This is a genomic window from Polaribacter sp. Z022, from assembly GCF_023555495.1.
In the GTDB taxonomy this organism is placed as follows: Bacteria; Bacteroidota; Bacteroidia; order Flavobacteriales; family Flavobacteriaceae; genus Polaribacter.
Map to the genome: position 1 here is coordinate 219,252 of NZ_JALCZO010000004.1, position 17,310 is coordinate 236,561.

A 17,310-nucleotide genomic window follows, 5' to 3' on the forward strand; every position below is an offset into this window, starting at 1 on the left:
TCAAATACCTACAAATGAAAAAAATTAAGCTACTTTTTTTAAGTATCTTTTTTATTGGTGCAGCTGCTTTTGCTCAAGAAAAAAGAATTACTCAACAAGGTCACACAAACCAAAACAAGTTTAAACAACTTAAAGATCTTTTAGCAACTCCAAACAGTCAGCATACAGCATCTGGAGCTCCTGGTATCAATTATACTCAACAAAAAGTTGATTATGTAATGGATATTGTTTTAGATGATGAAAATCAAAGAATTACTGGTAAAGAAACAATTGTTTACCATAATAATTCTAAAGACCAATTAACATATTTATGGGTACAATTAGACCAAAATATGAGAGCTAAAGACTCTAAAACTCCAGATATTAGTACTAACAAAGTCCCTAAAAAACTTAATAAACGTTGGTTTAAAAGAGTTTTTCCTGACAATTCTTTTGATGGTGGTTTTAAAATTACAAGTGTAAAAAATACAGATGGAAGTAACTTATCTCATACCATTAACCAAACAATGATGAGAATTAACTTACCAAAACCATTAAAATCTGGTGAAACTTTTTCTTTTAAAATTGATTGGTGGTATAATATTAACAACCACAGAACACAAGGAGGAAGATCTGGTTATGAGCATTTTACAGAAAATGGAAACAACAACTATGTAATTGCACAGTTTTTTCCAAGATTATGTGTGTATGACAATGTAGAAGGATGGCAAAATGACCAATTTTGGGGAAGAAGTGAATTTGCTTTAGAATTTGGAGATTATACTGTAAACATTACAACTCCAGATGATCATATGTTAGGTGCAACAGGTGTATTGCAAAACGAAAAAGAAGTTTTAACCAAAAAAGAATCAAAAAGATTAGCAATTGCTAGAAAAACTTTTGATAAACCTGTAATTATTAGAACTCAAAAAGAAGCTACTAAAATTGAAAAAAGTAAATCTAAAAAAACTAAAACTTGGAAATTTGTAGCTAAAAACGTTAGAGATTATGCTTTTGCTTCATCAAGAAAATTTATTTGGGATGCACAAGCTGTAGATATTAATGGAAGAACTGTAATGGCTTATTCTTTATATTCTAAAGAAGCAAACCCTTTATATGGAGACCATTCTACAAGATCTGTAGTACAAACTTTAAAAACTTATTCTAAATATACATTTGATTATCCTTACCATAAAGCAATTTCTGTAGATGGACAAATGGGTATGGAATACCCACAAATTTGTTTCAATCCTGGAAGACCAGATTTAGAAGATGGTGGATATTCTGACAGACAAAAATACAGAACAATTGGTGTAACTATACATGAAGTTGGTCACAACTTTTTTCCAATGATTGTTAACTCTGATGAAAGACAATGGACTTGGATGGATGAAGGTTTAAATTCTTACATGCAAATGTTGGCAATGATGGAATATGAAGAAGATTATCCTTTACGTAGAGGATTACCAAAAAACATTGTTAAATATATGTCTGGAGATCAGTCTAAAATTGCGCCAATAATGTCTAAAGGAGATAATGTTTACAGTTTTGGTAACAATGCTTATGGTAAACCTGCTACTGCATTATGGATTTTAAGAGAAACTATAATGGGTAAAGAATTATTTGACCATGCTTTTAAAACATATTCTCAAAGATGGATGTTTAAACACCCTACTCCTGCTGATTTCTTTAGAACTATGGAAGATGCTTCTGGTATAGATTTAGACTGGTTTTGGAGAGGATGGTTTTATACTACTGATGTTACAGACATAGGTATTAAAGGTGTAAAAAAGTTTTCTATGAAAGAAAATGAAAATGATGTAGAATTTATAGAAGATACTTCTAAAGGTTTAGGTTTTGCAAAAAAACACTCAAAATATCACTATGAAATAACCTATAATAAACCAGGTGGTTTAGTTATGCCAATTATAGTTGAGTTTACTTATAAAGATGGTTCTAAAGAAAGAAAAACGTATCCAGCTCAAATATGGAGATACAATGACAAAGAAATTTCTAAAGTATTTTCATCTACTAAAGAAATTTCAAATATAACTATAGATCCAGATTTAGAAACTGCAGATGTAGATACTTCTAATAATAGTTGGCCAAAACAACAAAAAAATAAATTTGAAAAATTTAAAAATAAAGTAAAAGGGTAAACCTTTTAGTACTAAAAAAAAGCGATATCGTTTGATATCGCTTTTTTTTATTCAATACTTTCCATTTTTTGATAAAGGTTTGTTAAATTTTTAACATTCTTTAACTTATTAATATTCTAATCACTAATTTTATCGGTAATTAATTCAAATCTATAATAATGAAAAAAATATTTTTATTAGTATTTTCTTTATTCTTTGTTGTTGCTAGTAATTTTGCACAAGAAAAAAAGAACAAAAAAGAAGTACAACAAGGACACATTGACCAAAACAAGTTTAGGCAACTAAAAGATGTTTTGGCTACTCCAAATGATCAGCATACTGCTTCTGGAGCTCCAGGAAGTCAATATACTCAACAAAAAGTTGATTATGTTATGGACATTCGTTTAGAAGAAAGTACAAATAAGATTTATGGTGATGAGACTATTACTTATCACAACAACTCTAAAGATCAATTAGATTACTTATGGGTTCAGTTAGACCAAAATATGAGAGCAGATGATTCTAAAACTCCTTTAGCAAAATCTACAGGTGCTTCTGCTTTTATTACTCCTAAAAACTTTCAAAATACGTATATGAAAGAAGGTAAAGGATTTGGTTTTAATATAGAAAAAGTTGAAAGTGAAGGTAAACCATTATCTCACTTTATTAACAGAACTATGATGCGTATTAATTTACCTAATCCTTTAGCTTCTGGAGAAACATTTAAATTTAGAATTAAGTGGAACTACAAAATTAACGATATAAATAAAGATGGTGGTCGTTCTGGATTAGAATCTTTTCCTGATGGAAACAACAATTATACAATTGCACAGTTTTTTCCAAGATTAGCTGTTTATAACAATGTAGAAGGTTGGCAAAATATGCAATTCTGGGGTCGTTCTGAATGGGCTTTAGAATTTGGAGACTATGAAGTTAACTTAACAGTACCTGCAGATCATATTGTAGATGCAACAGGAGTTTTACAAAACGAGAAAAATGTTTTAACTAAAACACAACGTAAACGTTGGGAAAAAGCGAGAACTACTTTTGATAAACCAGTTATGATTGTTACTCAAGCAGAAGCTGAAAAAGCAGAAAAAGGACGTACTTCTAAAACAAAAACTTGGAAATTTAAAGCTAAAAGAGTTAGAGATTTTGCATTTGCATCTTCTAGAAAATACATTTGGGATGCTATGGCTACCAATGTAAATGGTAAAACTGTTATGGCAGTTTCATTATACCCTAAAGAAGGTAACCCTTTATGGGAAGAGCACTCTACAAGAGCTGTTGCTACTACTTTAATTGAGTATTCTAAACTTACTTTTGATTATCCTTATCCTAAAGCAATTTCTGTTCACTCAGAAAGACAAGGAATGGAATACCCAATGATTTGTTTCAATTTTGGTCGTCCAAATCCTGATGGAACATATTCTGATAGAACTAAAAAAGGAATGATTGGTGTTATTGTACACGAAGTTGGACACAACTTCTTCCCAATGATTGTAAATTCTGATGAAAGACAATGGACATGGATGGATGAAGGTTTAAACTCTTTTGTTGAAATTTTAGCTGAAGATGTTTATGATCCAGTATTATTTGCTGGTAATCCTGCAAAAAACATTACTAGATATATGAGTGGAGACCAAAGTAATATTTCTCCAATTATGTCTCAAGGAGATTATGTTAAACAATTTGGACCAAATGCATATACAAAACCAGCAGCTGGTTTATATATCTTAAGAAAAACAATTATGGGACCAGAATTGTTTGACCATGCGTTTAGAACTTATTCTAAACGTTGGATGTTTAAACACCCAACTCCTGCAGATTTCTTTAGATCTATGGAAGATGCTTCTGGTATGGATTTAGATTGGTTTTGGAGAGGTTGGTTCTACACAACAGATGTAAATGATATTGGTATTAAAGCAGTAAAGCCTCTTTATTTAACTGATAAACCAAGTGAGAGAGTTGCTAAATTAAAAGAACAATACAAACAATATTTTGATGGTTTAGGAGATTTAGTTTACATCACTGACAAAAAAGAAGATGCAAACCCTAAAGCAATGGATAAATATGCTGAAGGTAAAGAAGTTCCTTCTTACATTTACTCTGTAGAATTTGAAAAACCAGGTGGTTTAATTATGCCTTTAATTGTAGAATTAACTTATGCTGATGGTTCTACTGAAAAACAAACTTTTCCTGCTCAGATTTGGATGAAAAATGACAAAACAGTAAAAAGAGTTTTTGCTTCAACTAAAGAAATTAAAAGTATTAAAGTAGATCCAGATATGGAAACTGCAGATGTAGATACTTCTAACAATAGTTGGCCAAAGAAAGAGTCTAAGAAATTTGACGAGTTTAAAAACAAAGTAAAAAACTAAACTTTAGTTAGTTAAATAAATAAAAAAGGTCTCACAATTTTGTGAGACCTTTTTTGTTATGCTATAGTAATATAAAATGTATAACTTAGTAATAAAATAAATTTTAAAGAATGCATAACTTTCTAATAAAAAACAAAACAAAAATTCTGATACTAATTTTGTTTTGTAATTATTCTGTTTTTTCACAATCAAATAATAGTTTTATAAAAAACACTCATTTAGATTCTTTAAAAATTGACTTAAGTATCAATATAAGAAGATATGTAGCAAGTTTTAAAGAATTTAATAACCTCTCTTCTAAAGATTCTGTTACCTATAATTACCCAATAGATACAATACTTGGAAGAGCAAGAATTTTAAATTTTCTGTAAATAAAGAAAATTCTTTAGGAAACTATAAGCATACATTTATTAAAAATATTAAACTTGAATTCAAGAATAAAAGTAATCTTATATCAATTGAAGATGAATTATTTATAAGACCTAATAAGAGTATTACCATTTGGAATGGGAAAAAGAGTAAAAGACCAAAATTATTAGCAAAATCAGATCACGTAATTATTACTTTAACTACTGTTACTAATAAAATTAAAAATAACACTAAATATTACGTTACATTTAAATAAAAAAAGCATCCATATAGGATGCTTTTTTTAGTATATATTTATCGAATTATTATTTACTCCAAAATTCTCTTTTCTTATTAAGTTCTTCTTCTTCTTTAATATAATCTTCTGCTTCTTTAGGAGATAAAACCTTTAAAAAAGAAGGATGCTGTTCAATAGCAAATTCAATTTTAGTGACAATATCAGCAATTTCTTCATTTTCATAATCTATTTCTAAAGGCTCTTTTATAACCATAGATTGTAAAACATTACGCTTTTTAATATTCAATCCTTTTTTATCAAAAGAACGTCTAAAACCATCAATTACAATAGGAACAACAACAGGTTTGTATGTTTTAATAATATGAGCAGTACCTCTTCTAATTGGTCTAAAAGGAGTAGTTGTACCTTGAGGAAAGGTAATTACCCAACCATCATCTATAGCTTTACCAATATTTGAAATATCAGAATTTTTTACTTGCCTGTTAACATTTTTACCTGCACTTCTCCATGTTCTATCTATAGAAACAGATCCTGCATAAGCAAAAATCTTTGGTAGTAATCCTGCTCTCATTGTTTCTCCTGCAGCAACAAAATATATATTTAATTTAGGATTCCATATATAACCTACATTTTTAATTGTATCATCTCTCCCTTTTAATGAAGCATTAAAAACATGAAACATTGCAGCTACATCTGCAAAATAAGTTTGATGGTTAGAAATAAATAATACATTTTTTTCTGGTAAGTTTCTTAAAATTTCTGAACCTTCAATGTGTAAATTATTGAATTTACGGTATCTACCATGAGATATAAGTCCAAAAATTCTAATGATCATTTTTTTTAAGAACAAAATATGACCAAATGTATTCCTTTTAAATAAGGACATTATAATTATTTTTTAAGTTGGGTAATCGCAAATTTACAAAAACAATTAAGAATTATGCTACTTTAATAGTTCTTTAATTTCTGAAAGCATCATTGCTGTAGCTCCCCAAACAATGTAATCATTTAATTTAAAGCAAGGTACCTCAACATTACTCATATAAGAGGTATTCATATTTGTTGAAGATAAATTACAATCGTTTAAAAGGTCTTTTAATAAAACTTCAATGGTTTTATCTACTTCATAATTTAAATTGAATGTAGGTTTTTGAGAAACATAACCCAAAAAGGGTGTTGCTAAAAAATTACTTGGTGGTATATAAACATCTGTCAATTCTTTTATAACAGAAATTGAAGATTCTACAATTCCAACTTCTTCAAAAGTTTCTCTTAAAGCAGTATTTTTAAGACTTAAATCAGTTTTATCAATTTTACCACCAGGAAAACTAATTTGAGCAGAATGTGTGCCTTTATAACTAGCTCTTAAAGTAAGAAGAAAACAAGTTTCGTTATTTTTATTAGGATAAAACAATGCTAAAACTGCTGCTCTTTTTGGGTTTTTTGCTCTTATTTTATCTGCATCATATTTTAATCGCATTTTAGGTGCTAATTTAAATTGAGCATCTAATCCTCCTAATTTGGCATATTTTAAATTCTCTATTTTATTTTTAAAACTATTAAAATTCATTAAAGAATAATTTACTTTTAACAAACATATTCATTTCACCTTTAAATAAATATTATTTGGCAAGAATTTTGATTAATTTAGAGTAATTAAAACATTACATGAATAAAAAATACAAAAAATTAATATTAAGCATTGTTTTAGATGCTATTGGGTTTATTCCTTTTACAGATATAGTTTGGGCGCCATTATCTGCCTATTTAATGACAAAAATGTATAAAGGAAAAGAAGGTAAAATTGCAGGAATTGTAAGTTTAATAGAAGAAGCAATTCCTTTTTCTGATGTAATACCAACTTTTACTATAATGTGGTTTTATAGCTATGTTATTAAAAAAGAAAAAGTAGAAGAAATTATAAAGTTCTAGTTTTCTCCTTTAAATAAAAAACCTAAACCTAATCTACTTAAAAACTTTTTTTCGAAAGCCCAAAAGAATTTAAACTGTCCAAATAACCAACCAACTATAGGCAAAGTTAATTGATACACAGGAAATATCAATAAAATTCTTAGTGGCCAATAAATCCAACCAGAAATATTTTCAGGATTTAAACCTATAAAATTAGTAATTGGTTTTGCAACCCAAGCTGCAAAAGAACCATTTACTGCAAAAGCACAAAAAATAAGAATGATAGCTAAATTACTTTCAATTCCCCAACGTTGTTTTAATTTTTCCATATAATCTATATTATTTTGCTTTTTTAAACATTAACCATAATCCTATTAATACTAAAGGAATACTTAATACTTGACCTGTATTTAAAGAATTAAGAACCCAGTCTTCTCTACCTTGTACTTGAGCTTCTTTTAAAAATTCTATAAAGAATCGTAAAGACCAAAGAACTACCATAAATAAGCCAAAAAGAAATCCTGTTTGTTGCTTTTTGTCGGTTTTCCAATACAAATACCACATTACAAAAAACAATATTAAATAGCTAAAAGCTTCATATAATTGTGTTGGATGTCTTGGTACTGTTTCTCCTGCAGCTTTAAAAATTACTCCAAAGCTAGAACCTGTTTCTTTTCCATAAATTTCTGAATTAAAGAAATTACCAAAACGAATAAAAAAACCAGCTAAAGCTACCATAATTGCTAATCTATCTAAAATAAATAACCATGGTTTTTGTAAATGTTTTTTTGCATAAAAATACATTGCAATTGGTATTGCTATTGCAGCACCATGACTAGCAAAACCAGTAAAACCTGTAAACTTCCAAGTACCATTAACTTGTTTAAAAGGAAGAATTATTTCTAGTAAGTGATCTTGGTAATAATCCCAACTGTAAAAAAACACATCTCCTAAACGCATACCTATTAACATAGATACAAATACGTACATAAAAATTACGTCTAATTTTTCTACAGGAATTTTATCTTCTATATAGATTTTTTTCATGAGTCTTAAACCCAATAAAAAAGCGGCAACAAACATTAAACTGTACCAACGAACAGTAAAAAAACCTAAATCGATTCCTAATGATGGATCCCAAGTAATTGCTAAAAAACTCATATATTTTTTTATTTTTTATAGTCATTGCGAATGTAATGAAGCAATCTATAATTAAAAACAGATTACTTCGTCATTCTTCCTTGTAATGACATTATTTTTTATTCTTTTTTTTCTGGAACAGGATCATAACCACTTCCTCCCCAAGGATGACAACTAAAAATTCTTTTTAATGCTAACCATCCTCCAGAAAAAAGACCATGTTTATGCAAAGCCTCTATTGTATAATGTGAACATGTAGGACTATATCTACAAGTAGCAGGTGTAAATGGTGATATTGCTACTTGATAAAAACGTACCAACAATATAAATGGATATGATAGTATTTTTTTCAACTTAATTTATTGAGAAAGTTGTGCCTTCTCTACCATCTTTTAACTGAATACCTAAAGCTATTAATTCGTCTCTAATCTGGTCTGATAAAGCCCAATCTTTATTTTCTCTTGCTTCCTTTCTAAGTTTAATTAACAACTCTACTACTCCATTTATTTTTTCAGAATTATCTTGAGAATTTTCATTCATCAATCCTAAAACATCAAAAACAAATGCATTAATTGTTTGTTTAAACTCTGCTAAATCATCTGCAGTTAAACTAGCTTTTTGTTCTTTTATTTGGTTGATAACTTTTACAGCATCAAATAAATGCGCCACTAAAATTGGTGTGTTAAAATCGTCATTCATTGCTGCATAACAATCTTTTTTCCAGTTTTTAACATCAAATGTAGATGTTTTACTAGCTTCAATTTTGTCTAAGAAATTAACAGCCTCCATTAATTTAGCATGTCCTTTTTCTGAGGCTTCTAAAGCTTCTCCAGAAAAATCTAAAATGCTTCTATAATTAGCTTGCATATTAAAGAAACGAACAACACTTGCCGAAAATGCTTTTGGTAAAATAGTATTTTCTCCTGTTAAAATTTCGTTTGGTAAAATGTAGTTTCCTGTAGATTTTGCCATTCTTTGGCCATTTAAAGAAAGCATATTAGTATGCATCCAATAATTTACAGGAGTTACACCACTACAAGTTTTAGATTGTGCAATTTCACATTCATGATGAGGAAATTTTAAATCCATTCCTCCTCCATGTATGTCAAAACTTTCGCCTAAATATTTTGTACTCATTACAGAACATTCTAAATGCCACCCAGGAAAACCATCAGACCAAGGAGAAGGCCAACGCATAATATGTCTGTCATCTGCTTTTTTCCAAAGTGCAAAATCTTGCGGATTTTTCTTGTCTGATTGTCCGTCTAAAGTTCTTGTATTATTTAATAAGTCTTCAACTTTTCTACCAGAAAGAATTCCGTAATTTTCTTTTTTATTGTACTCATGTACATCAAAATATACAGAACCATTTACTTCATAAGCAAAACCTTTTTCAATGATTTCTTTAATCATTTCTATTTGTTCAACAATATGACCTGTGGCTGTTGGCTCTATACTTGGTGGTAAAAAATTGTAATTTTTTAGTACATCATGAAAATCTACAGTGTAACGTTGTACAACTTCCATTGGTTCTATTTGTTCTAAACGTGCTTTTTTGGCAATCTTATCTTCACCTTGTTCAGCATCGTTTTCTAAATGACCTGCATCTGTAATATTACGTACATAACGTACTTTATATCCTAAATGTAATAAGTATCTGTACACAACATCAAAAAACATAAAGGTTCTTACATTACCTAAATGTGCATTGCTATAAACAGTAGGACCACAAACGTACATACCTACGTAGCCGTCTGTTATAGTTTTAAAATCCTCTTTTGTTTTGGTTAAAGAGTTGTATACTTTAAGTTGATTTTCTTTGTAGAGTTCCATTAAAAAAATTGACTATTTACGGGCGATAAATATAGTCACTTTAAAAAGAATGACGAAATGGAATTTGTTAGAAGTTTGGTAAAAAATAAAAGTAGTTTTTTATCAATAATTATTATTCTTTTAATGAAATTTGACTGTACTTTCCTTCAATTATAAAGGTACCATCTTTAGTTTTTATAATATAATTACCATTGATGTCTTTTTTATTTGGATTTAAAATATCAAATTTTAAAGCTGCTTTATTTGGAAAAAGTGGAGATTTATCTCCAATATTGATAATCAAATCTTTTTTAACACCTGCAGTGTTAACAAAAGCTTCTGTATAGTCTAACATTAAATTAAATGTTTGATAATTGGGTACAATATTTTGAATAGTTAACTCTCCAAATTTATTAGACAATTTTACATTTTCATTAATATTTATAATCTTTACTCCAGAAGAATTGTTAGTCATTTTTGTATTAGTAACTGATGCTATTTTAGCATCAGTTACATTGTTTAAAAATAATGTACATCCATTTAAATCGTTTATAGAAACTTTAGAATAATCTATTGTTAATTTTCCTCCGTTTAAAAAACCTGCATTAAAACCACCATATTTTACGTTACCAGAAGCAACTGTATTTGGCAATTTTACTTTACAATGACGTGTATTTAAATTAAAAGTAGCTTTTTTTGGTACTCTTATTTCTAACCTTTTTGTTATTTTTATTTTCTTACCATTTATAATTATGTTGTTAGATTTTGAATTGTAATTCAATTTCATTTCCATAATATGTTTCTTAGCTTTTGCTAACTCTTTTTTTATTTTTTCTTTATCTATTTTTTTTATTTCAACTCTAGCTTTGGCAAGTTCTTTTTTCATTTTATCTCTAGAAAGTAAAAAGCTTTTTCTAGATTTAATTCTTTTAGACTTCATTTTCTCTCTAAGCTCTTTGTACTTTTTTGTTTTCTTAAAAGCTTCCCATTCTTTTTTAGATTTGATATTTATTTTATCCACACCATCATTCCATTGAAAAGAATATTTACCATTTTTTTCAATATTGTCATCAAAATCATCTAAATCTTCAAAAATGTTTTCAAAATCGAAATCAAAATCCATTTCTGGTATTACAATTGTTTCTACATCTGGTAATTGAATATCATGAATTTGAATATCAGGAAAAGAAAAATCATTGTCATTAAAAAAAACAAAATCGTTTTTAAAATGGAAAGAATTATTTCCTTTCGATGTTATTTTTACCTTAGTTTTATTACCTAAAGCTTCAAAGTTCCAGTTTTTAAAATACTTTTCTGCATCTTCTTTTGACAACCCTTCTACTTCAATAAAAGCCTTTACTTCTACCTCATTCTTGTTCCAAGTAGATACATTTATATCTGTATTAGAAGCATTAATTACTACCTCTACATCTTTATTTACATTAAATCTTTCTGTAAATTTTTTATCAAATTTTTGTGCTGATAATGATCCTATAAAACATAGTGTAAAAAGTGTACATAAGTTTTTATATAATTTGTGTTTCATTCTGTTTATCGTTTAAATTTTTAAGTTGTTTTAATTGCTTTTTCAAGCGTTTTAACAGCTGTAAGCGTAATTGTAAATTACTAATCAATGCATCTATGGTTGCATCATTAACACCTTTTATATTGAGCTCTTTGGTTAATGATTTGTACTCTTTTGTGAGTTCGGCTATTTTAATTAAATAACCATCAACAATATCTTTATTATCATCTGTCATTTCTAATTGACTAATTTCTATATTGATACTGTTTTTATAATATTTTTCTATGGTTTGAAACTCTGGAGAAATACTTCCTAAACTAATTTCTTTTGAGGTTGTTAGAGGATCTACTTCTATAGTTTTTGTTGGATAAAACTTAACACCTAAACTAACTAACAACACTATTGAAGCAGCTATAGAAAACCATTTAAAATTTTTATTTTTTGAATTTTGTGGATGCATTTCTTTTTGCAATAAATCTTCAAATTTATTTGCATGATTAGATGATAATTCAACACTTTCATCCTTATAATTCTTCAACAATTCTTTAATATCCTTCTGCATAACTCGTATTTTTTAATTGTTCTTTTAATAATCTTTTTCCTCTTAATAAATGTGTTCTAGATGTTGTTTCTGTAATCTTTAAAATTTCAGATATTTCTTGATGATCATAACCTTCTAATAAGTACAAGGTTAATACCAATCTATATTTTTCTTTTAAATTATTAATACTATTTACAATACCATCTATACTAATATCTGTATCAACTTTCCAATCATCATCATTTGATTTTGTTAAAATCTCATCATTTATAGAAACCAATTCTAATTTATTTTTCTTTAATTGATCTATACTTTGATTGATTACAATACGTTTTAACCAAGCTCCAAAAGCAACTTCATTTTTATATTTATCTATATTTTTAAAAGCTTTAATAAAAGCATCTTGCATTACATCTTCTGCAATAAACCTGTCTTTTACATACCTAAATGCTATTACAAACATAGATTTACAATACAAATTATACAATTGCATTTGTGCTTTGCTATTGTTGTTTTTGCATTGATCAATGATTGGTTGATGTAATTGTTTGGTTGATCTCATTGAAACTTTCTTGCTCTAAAGACGATACTTTTTTCTTTACGTTGCAAAATTTATAAATTAATTATCTTTAAATTTACATATTAACTTTTACAATGGATAAAAAACAATCTGCTTTACATGAAAAAGATGGAGTTTCTCAACCAGAAACAACCAGTAAAACAAGTGCAGAAAGAATAAAACTAAATAGAGCCAAACAAAATTCTGTTGCTGTTTTTGTAAGTAAAATATTAGAAGGTAATATTACTTATTTAAGTCGTGCAATTACTTTAGTAGAGAGCACCAATACTAAACATCAAGAAAAAGCAAACGAAATTTTAGAACGTTGTTTACCTTATGCAAATAAATCTGTAAGAATAGGAATTACAGGGGTTCCTGGTGTAGGTAAAAGCACTTTTATTGAAGCTTTTGGTAAACATTTAACTTCTTTAAATAAAAAGGTGGCAGTATTAGCTGTAGACCCTAGTAGTTCTGTAAATAAAGGTTCTATTTTAGGTGATAAAACAAGAATGGAACAATTAGTAACTGATAAGAATGCTTTTATAAGGCCTTCTCCTTCTGGTACTTCTTTGGGTGGAGTTGCTCAAAAAACTCGTGAATCTATTATTTTATGTGAAGCTGCTGGTTTTGATACTGTAATAATAGAAACTGTTGGTGTTGGTCAGTCTGAAACTGTTGTACATTCTATGGTAGATTTCTTTTTACTTTTAAAATTAGCGGGTGCTGGTGATGAATTACAAGGAATAAAACGTGGAATTATAGAAATGGCTGATGCTATTGTAATTAACAAAGCTGATGGAGAAAATGAAAAGAACGCAAAAATTGCAAAAGTAGAATTTAACAGAGCATTGCATTTATACCCTTTAAAAGAAAGTAAATGGCAACCAAAAGTTTTAACTGCAAGCGCTTTAAAAAACATTGGTATTTCAGAAATTGAAAAAATGATTTCAGAATATATTTTATTAACTAAAGAAAACAATTATTTCAATTCTAAAAGAAACGAACAAAATAAATATTGGCTATTATCTACAATAGAGCAACAATTAAAAGATAATTTTTATCAAAACCCGATAATTAAAAAAGCGCTTTCAGCAGAAATACATAATTTAGAAAACGGAAAAACGACTCCTTTTAATGCTGCTAAGAAACTATTAGAATTGTAATAAATAACAGTAAAAGTTGTTTTAAAAAATATCTATTGATGTTTTTACATCTGGAAATCCTAATAAAGTTATTGCAAAATTTTAATTAAACATCTAAATGCTTGGTAACAATTTTCTTTATTTTACGATTTAATGATTTAATGGCATTATAACTAGTATGTTCTAGAACAATAACAACTAAATCATCTTCTATATAGTTGCTTAAACCAGTACTAAATCCATTCCATTTTCCATAATGGTAAATATTTTTCTCATTTTTATCAATTCGAAAACCTAAACCATAAGGCACTTTTCTTCCATATATAGTTTCTCCTTTAGAATACATTAATTCTAAAGATTCTTTTGTTAGTAATTTTCCTGTATTTAAGCCGTTTGTCCATCTAAAAAGATCGTCAATTGTGGAATAAACATTTTTATCACCAACAACAGCATCATTAACATTATTACCTATTTTAATATGTTTCCAACCCCTATATAATCTATAGCCTGTTAATTGATTTTTTTTAACAACATCATTTTGATAACTATAAACATACGTATTTTTCATTCCCAAAGGTTCAAATATATTTTTATCCAAAAAATTGCTAAAAGAAGTCCCAGAAACCTTTTCTATTATAGAAGCCAACACAAAATATGCTGTATTAGAATAATCAAAATTACGTCCTGGTTTAAAAAAACGATTAACTTTAGTAGCAGTTAAAAGTTGCATCATTTCACTATTTGTAGGTGCTTTATTCTTTTTCCATTTATGTTCTGCTACCCAAAAATATTTTGGCAAACCTGCAGTATGATTTAAAAGGTTTTTAATAGTAATATTCTTGTAAGGGAAATCTGGAAAATATGCATTAATAGTATCTGTAATTTTAATTTTATTTCTTTCAAACAAAATCATAATTGCTGCAGCTGTAAACTGTTTACTTACTGATGCTAATTGAAAAGCTGACTCTTCTTTTAGGCTTATTTTTTTCTAAAATCTGCATAACCTATTTGATTTCTATAAACAATCTTCTTGTTTTTTGCTACCAATATTGCTCCATGAAAATCGTGTCTTTTATTAATTCTTTTTAATAAAGAATCTAGTTTATGGTTAACTTTTTTGGTAATATTTTCAGAATAGTATTCTAAAGAAATTGCAGTATTTTTACTTTGATTTTCTTTAAAAGTAGTTGTAGATATCTGCTTTTGTTTTTTATACTCTGGTGTATTACAGGTAAAAAACAATAGGCTTAAAATTCCTATTAAAATTAGGTTTATTTTTTTTAAATATTTTCTCAATGAACACAAGTTGGGGTTTTGTAAAAATAGAAATGATTCATCTAAATTCAAAATATTTTTTTTGACATAAAAAACAACTAATAAAATTAACTAATATTGCTCCAAATTTTAGAGTTTTTAGACAATTCTAAATAGGTTTTTTTTATGGCTGCGTTTTCTGGTTTAGATAAATTAGAATCTTCTTGTAATACATCAACAGCTTTGTTTCTTGCAGCAACTAAAATTTGAGTATCTTTTACAACATCAGCAATTTTTAAATTTAAAACACCACTTTGTTGTGTTCCCATTAAATTTCCTGGACCACGTAATTTTAAATCTACTTCTGCAATTTTAAATCCATCAGTAGTATCTACCATTGTTTTTAAACGTGTTTTTCCTTCTTCAGAAAGTTTGTAACTAGATAACAAAATACAATAACTTTGGTCTGCTCCTCTACCAACTCTACCTCTTAATTGATGTAACTGAGATAATCCAAATCGTTCAGAACTTTCAATAATCATTACACTTGCATTGGGTACATTTACACCAACTTCTATAACAGTAGTTGCTACCATAATTTGAGTTTCTCCCTTAACAAAACGTTGCATTTCATACTCTTTATCTGCAGGTTTCATTTTACCATGTACAATGCTTATCTGGTATTTTGGTGAAGGAAATTCGCGAGAAACACTTTCATATCCATCCATTAAATCTTTATAATCCATGGCTTCAGATTCTTGAATTAAAGGATATACAATATAAACTTGTCTTCCTTTTTCAATTTCATCTCTCATAAATTTAAAAACTGACAACCTATTACCGTCAAAACGATGTACAGTTTTTACTTCTTTTCTTCCTGGAGGTAATTCATCAATTACAGAAATATCTAAATCGCCATAAACAGACATTGCTAGAGTTCTAGGTATTGGTGTAGCTGTCATTACCAAAATATGTGGTGGAATCTCATTTTTACTCCATAACTTAGATCTTTGAGCAACACCAAATCTATGCTGTTCGTCTATTATTGCTATACCAAGGTTTTTAAATTGTACTTTGTCTTCTAACAAAGCATGTGTACCTATTAAAATATGTAAAGTTCCATCTTCTAAATTTTGATGAATTTCTTTACGTTTTTTTGTTTTTACAGAACCAGTAAGTAAATCAACATTAATATTCATGTCTTTAACTAATTCTGAAATTGCATGATAATGTTGAGTTGCTAAAATTTCTGTTGGAGCCATAATAGTTGCCTGAAATCCATTATCAATTGCTAATAACATTGTTAACAATGCTACTATTGTTTTTCCAGAACCAACATCACCTTGTAATAAACGATTCATATGAGCACCAGAAGCAACGTCTTTTCTAATTTCTTTTAACACTCTTTTTTGAGCATTTGTTAGACTAAAAGGAAGATGGTTTTTATAAAATGAATTAAAATTTTCAGCTACATTTTCAAATACATAACCTTTAATTTTTGTTTTGTTAATGAGTTTTTTTCTTAACAACTGTAATTGAATAAAAAAAAGTTCTTCAAACTTTAAACGGTTTTGGGCTCTTGCTAAATTTTCTTGACTTTTAGGAAAATGAGCATTTAACAATGCTTCTCTTTTAGACATTAACTTAAAATCAGAAATAATTTCTTTTGATAAACTTTCTTCTATTACATCAAAAAACTGTTGTAATAAATTCTGAACATAAGTTCTCATCAATTTGTTAGAAACACCAGAATTTGTTAATTTTTCTGTTGATGGATAAACTGGTTGCATTTTGGTTTGCAACTTTTTCTTGTATTCATTAACCAATTCCATTTCTGGATGTGGAATGCTAAAATTGCCATTATAATGGTTTAATTTACCATAAATAACATAAGGTTCATTAATTTTAAGTGCATCTTTTATCCATTTTTGTCCTTTAAACCAAACCAATTCCATACTTCCAGATGCATCTTGAAAAGTAGCCACTAACCTACTTCCTCTTTTTTGAGCAACAGATTTAACACGTGTAATTTTACCCACAATTTGAACTTCAGAAGAATTAGGTTGCAAGTCTTTTATAGCATAAAAAGCTGTTTTATCAATATATCTAAAAGGAAAAAAATTAAGTAAATCGTTGCAAGTTTTTATACCCAACTCTGTATACAAAAGCGTTGCTCTTTGAACACTTATACCATTAATGTATGTAATTGGATAACTTAAATTCAATTTTATAATTTATAAATAACGAAAATAAATAAAAACTATTTTTTTATATAATTTACTCTTATAATTATTTTTTATATAAAATTAAGTATTTTATAC

Annotated in this window: 16 protein-coding genes; 4 read left to right on the forward strand and 12 right to left on the reverse strand. The window is 27.9% G+C overall.

Annotation, left to right across the window (positions count from 1 at the left end):
- The first annotated feature begins 14 nt into the window (after positions 1–14).
- On the forward strand, positions 15–2,138 hold the full coding sequence (locus tag MPF13_RS10740) for a M1 family metallopeptidase (RefSeq protein ID WP_249982521.1): 2,124 nt from the start codon (positions 15–17) through the stop codon (positions 2,136–2,138).
- 158 nt (positions 2,139–2,296) lie between these two features.
- The gene (locus tag MPF13_RS10745) at positions 2,297–4,498 is read left to right on the forward strand and encodes a M1 family metallopeptidase (protein ID WP_249982522.1); all 2,202 of its coding nucleotides are present in this window, start codon (positions 2,297–2,299) and stop codon (positions 4,496–4,498) included.
- A gap of 674 nt (positions 4,499–5,172) precedes the next feature.
- Here MPF13_RS10745 and MPF13_RS10750 read toward each other — a convergent pair.
- Together MPF13_RS10750 and MPF13_RS10755 are read right to left on the reverse strand one after the other, a co-directional pair.
- A complete protein-coding gene (locus tag MPF13_RS10750; protein ID WP_249982523.1) occupies positions 5,173–5,991 on the reverse strand; it encodes a lysophospholipid acyltransferase family protein in 819 nt (272 codons plus the stop codon).
- Positions 5,992–6,048: 57 nt separating this feature from the next.
- A complete protein-coding gene (locus MPF13_RS10755) occupies positions 6,049–6,675 on the reverse strand; it encodes an NUDIX hydrolase (RefSeq protein ID WP_249982524.1) in 627 nt (208 codons plus the stop codon).
- A 98-nt stretch (positions 6,676–6,773) separates the two neighbouring features.
- Here MPF13_RS10755 and MPF13_RS10760 point away from each other — a divergent pair, with 98 nt between their 5' ends.
- The gene (locus MPF13_RS10760) at positions 6,774–7,037 is read left to right on the forward strand and encodes a hypothetical protein (RefSeq protein WP_249982525.1); all 264 of its coding nucleotides are present in this window, start codon (positions 6,774–6,776) and stop codon (positions 7,035–7,037) included.
- Here MPF13_RS10760 and MPF13_RS10765 read toward each other — a convergent pair.
- The 7 genes from MPF13_RS10765 to MPF13_RS10795 all read right to left on the reverse strand — a co-directional run bounded on the left by MPF13_RS10765 (position 7,034) and on the right by MPF13_RS10795 (position 12,596).
- Positions 7,034–7,345, reverse strand: coding sequence for a DUF6787 family protein (locus MPF13_RS10765; RefSeq protein WP_249982526.1), 312 nt, complete (start codon positions 7,343–7,345; stop codon positions 7,034–7,036). The genes MPF13_RS10760 and MPF13_RS10765 overlap by 4 nt on opposite strands.
- A 10-nt stretch (positions 7,346–7,355) precedes the next feature.
- Positions 7,356–8,177 (reverse strand): prolipoprotein diacylglyceryl transferase, encoded by an 822-nt coding sequence (gene lgt / locus MPF13_RS10770; protein WP_249982527.1) that lies wholly within the window; start codon positions 8,175–8,177, stop codon positions 7,356–7,358.
- A 98-nt stretch (positions 8,178–8,275) separates the two neighbouring features.
- Complete coding sequence (yidD, locus tag MPF13_RS10775; RefSeq protein WP_249982528.1) at positions 8,276–8,509, reverse strand: membrane protein insertion efficiency factor YidD; 234 nt, start codon at positions 8,507–8,509, stop codon at positions 8,276–8,278.
- Between the two features lies 1 nt (position 8,510).
- The gene (cysS, locus tag MPF13_RS10780; RefSeq protein ID WP_249982529.1) at positions 8,511–9,989 is read right to left on the reverse strand and encodes a cysteine--tRNA ligase; all 1,479 of its coding nucleotides are present in this window, start codon (positions 9,987–9,989) and stop codon (positions 8,511–8,513) included.
- Between the two features lie 112 nt (positions 9,990–10,101).
- Positions 10,102–11,514 (reverse strand): hypothetical protein, encoded by a 1,413-nt coding sequence (locus MPF13_RS10785; protein ID WP_249982530.1) that lies wholly within the window; start codon positions 11,512–11,514, stop codon positions 10,102–10,104.
- The gene (locus MPF13_RS10790; RefSeq protein ID WP_249982531.1) at positions 11,495–12,055 is read right to left on the reverse strand and encodes a hypothetical protein; all 561 of its coding nucleotides are present in this window, start codon (positions 12,053–12,055) and stop codon (positions 11,495–11,497) included. The genes MPF13_RS10785 and MPF13_RS10790 overlap by 20 nt, the downstream gene beginning before the upstream one ends.
- Positions 12,039–12,596, reverse strand: coding sequence for an RNA polymerase sigma factor (locus MPF13_RS10795; RefSeq protein WP_249982532.1), 558 nt, complete (start codon positions 12,594–12,596; stop codon positions 12,039–12,041). The genes MPF13_RS10790 and MPF13_RS10795 overlap by 17 nt, the downstream gene beginning before the upstream one ends.
- Positions 12,597–12,688: 92 nt before the next feature.
- Between MPF13_RS10795 and meaB the strand changes: the two genes are divergently transcribed.
- The gene (gene meaB, locus MPF13_RS10800; protein WP_249982533.1) at positions 12,689–13,756 is read left to right on the forward strand and encodes a methylmalonyl Co-A mutase-associated GTPase MeaB; all 1,068 of its coding nucleotides are present in this window, start codon (positions 12,689–12,691) and stop codon (positions 13,754–13,756) included.
- An 85-nt stretch (positions 13,757–13,841) separates the two neighbouring features.
- On the opposite strand, the gene MPF13_RS10805 is transcribed toward meaB, so the two are convergent.
- The 3 genes from MPF13_RS10805 to recG all read right to left on the reverse strand — a co-directional run bounded on the left by MPF13_RS10805 (position 13,842) and on the right by recG (position 17,214).
- A complete protein-coding gene (locus MPF13_RS10805; protein WP_349666030.1) occupies positions 13,842–14,717 on the reverse strand; it encodes a serine hydrolase domain-containing protein in 876 nt (291 codons plus the stop codon).
- A complete protein-coding gene (locus MPF13_RS10810; protein WP_249982534.1) occupies positions 14,714–15,031 on the reverse strand; it encodes a hypothetical protein in 318 nt (105 codons plus the stop codon). The genes MPF13_RS10805 and MPF13_RS10810 overlap by 4 nt, the downstream gene beginning before the upstream one ends.
- Positions 15,032–15,117: 86 nt before the next feature.
- Entirely contained in the window at positions 15,118–17,214 is a 2,097-nt protein-coding gene (recG, locus tag MPF13_RS10815) for an ATP-dependent DNA helicase RecG (protein WP_249982535.1), read from the reverse strand.
- Positions 17,215–17,310 lie beyond the last annotated feature (96 nt).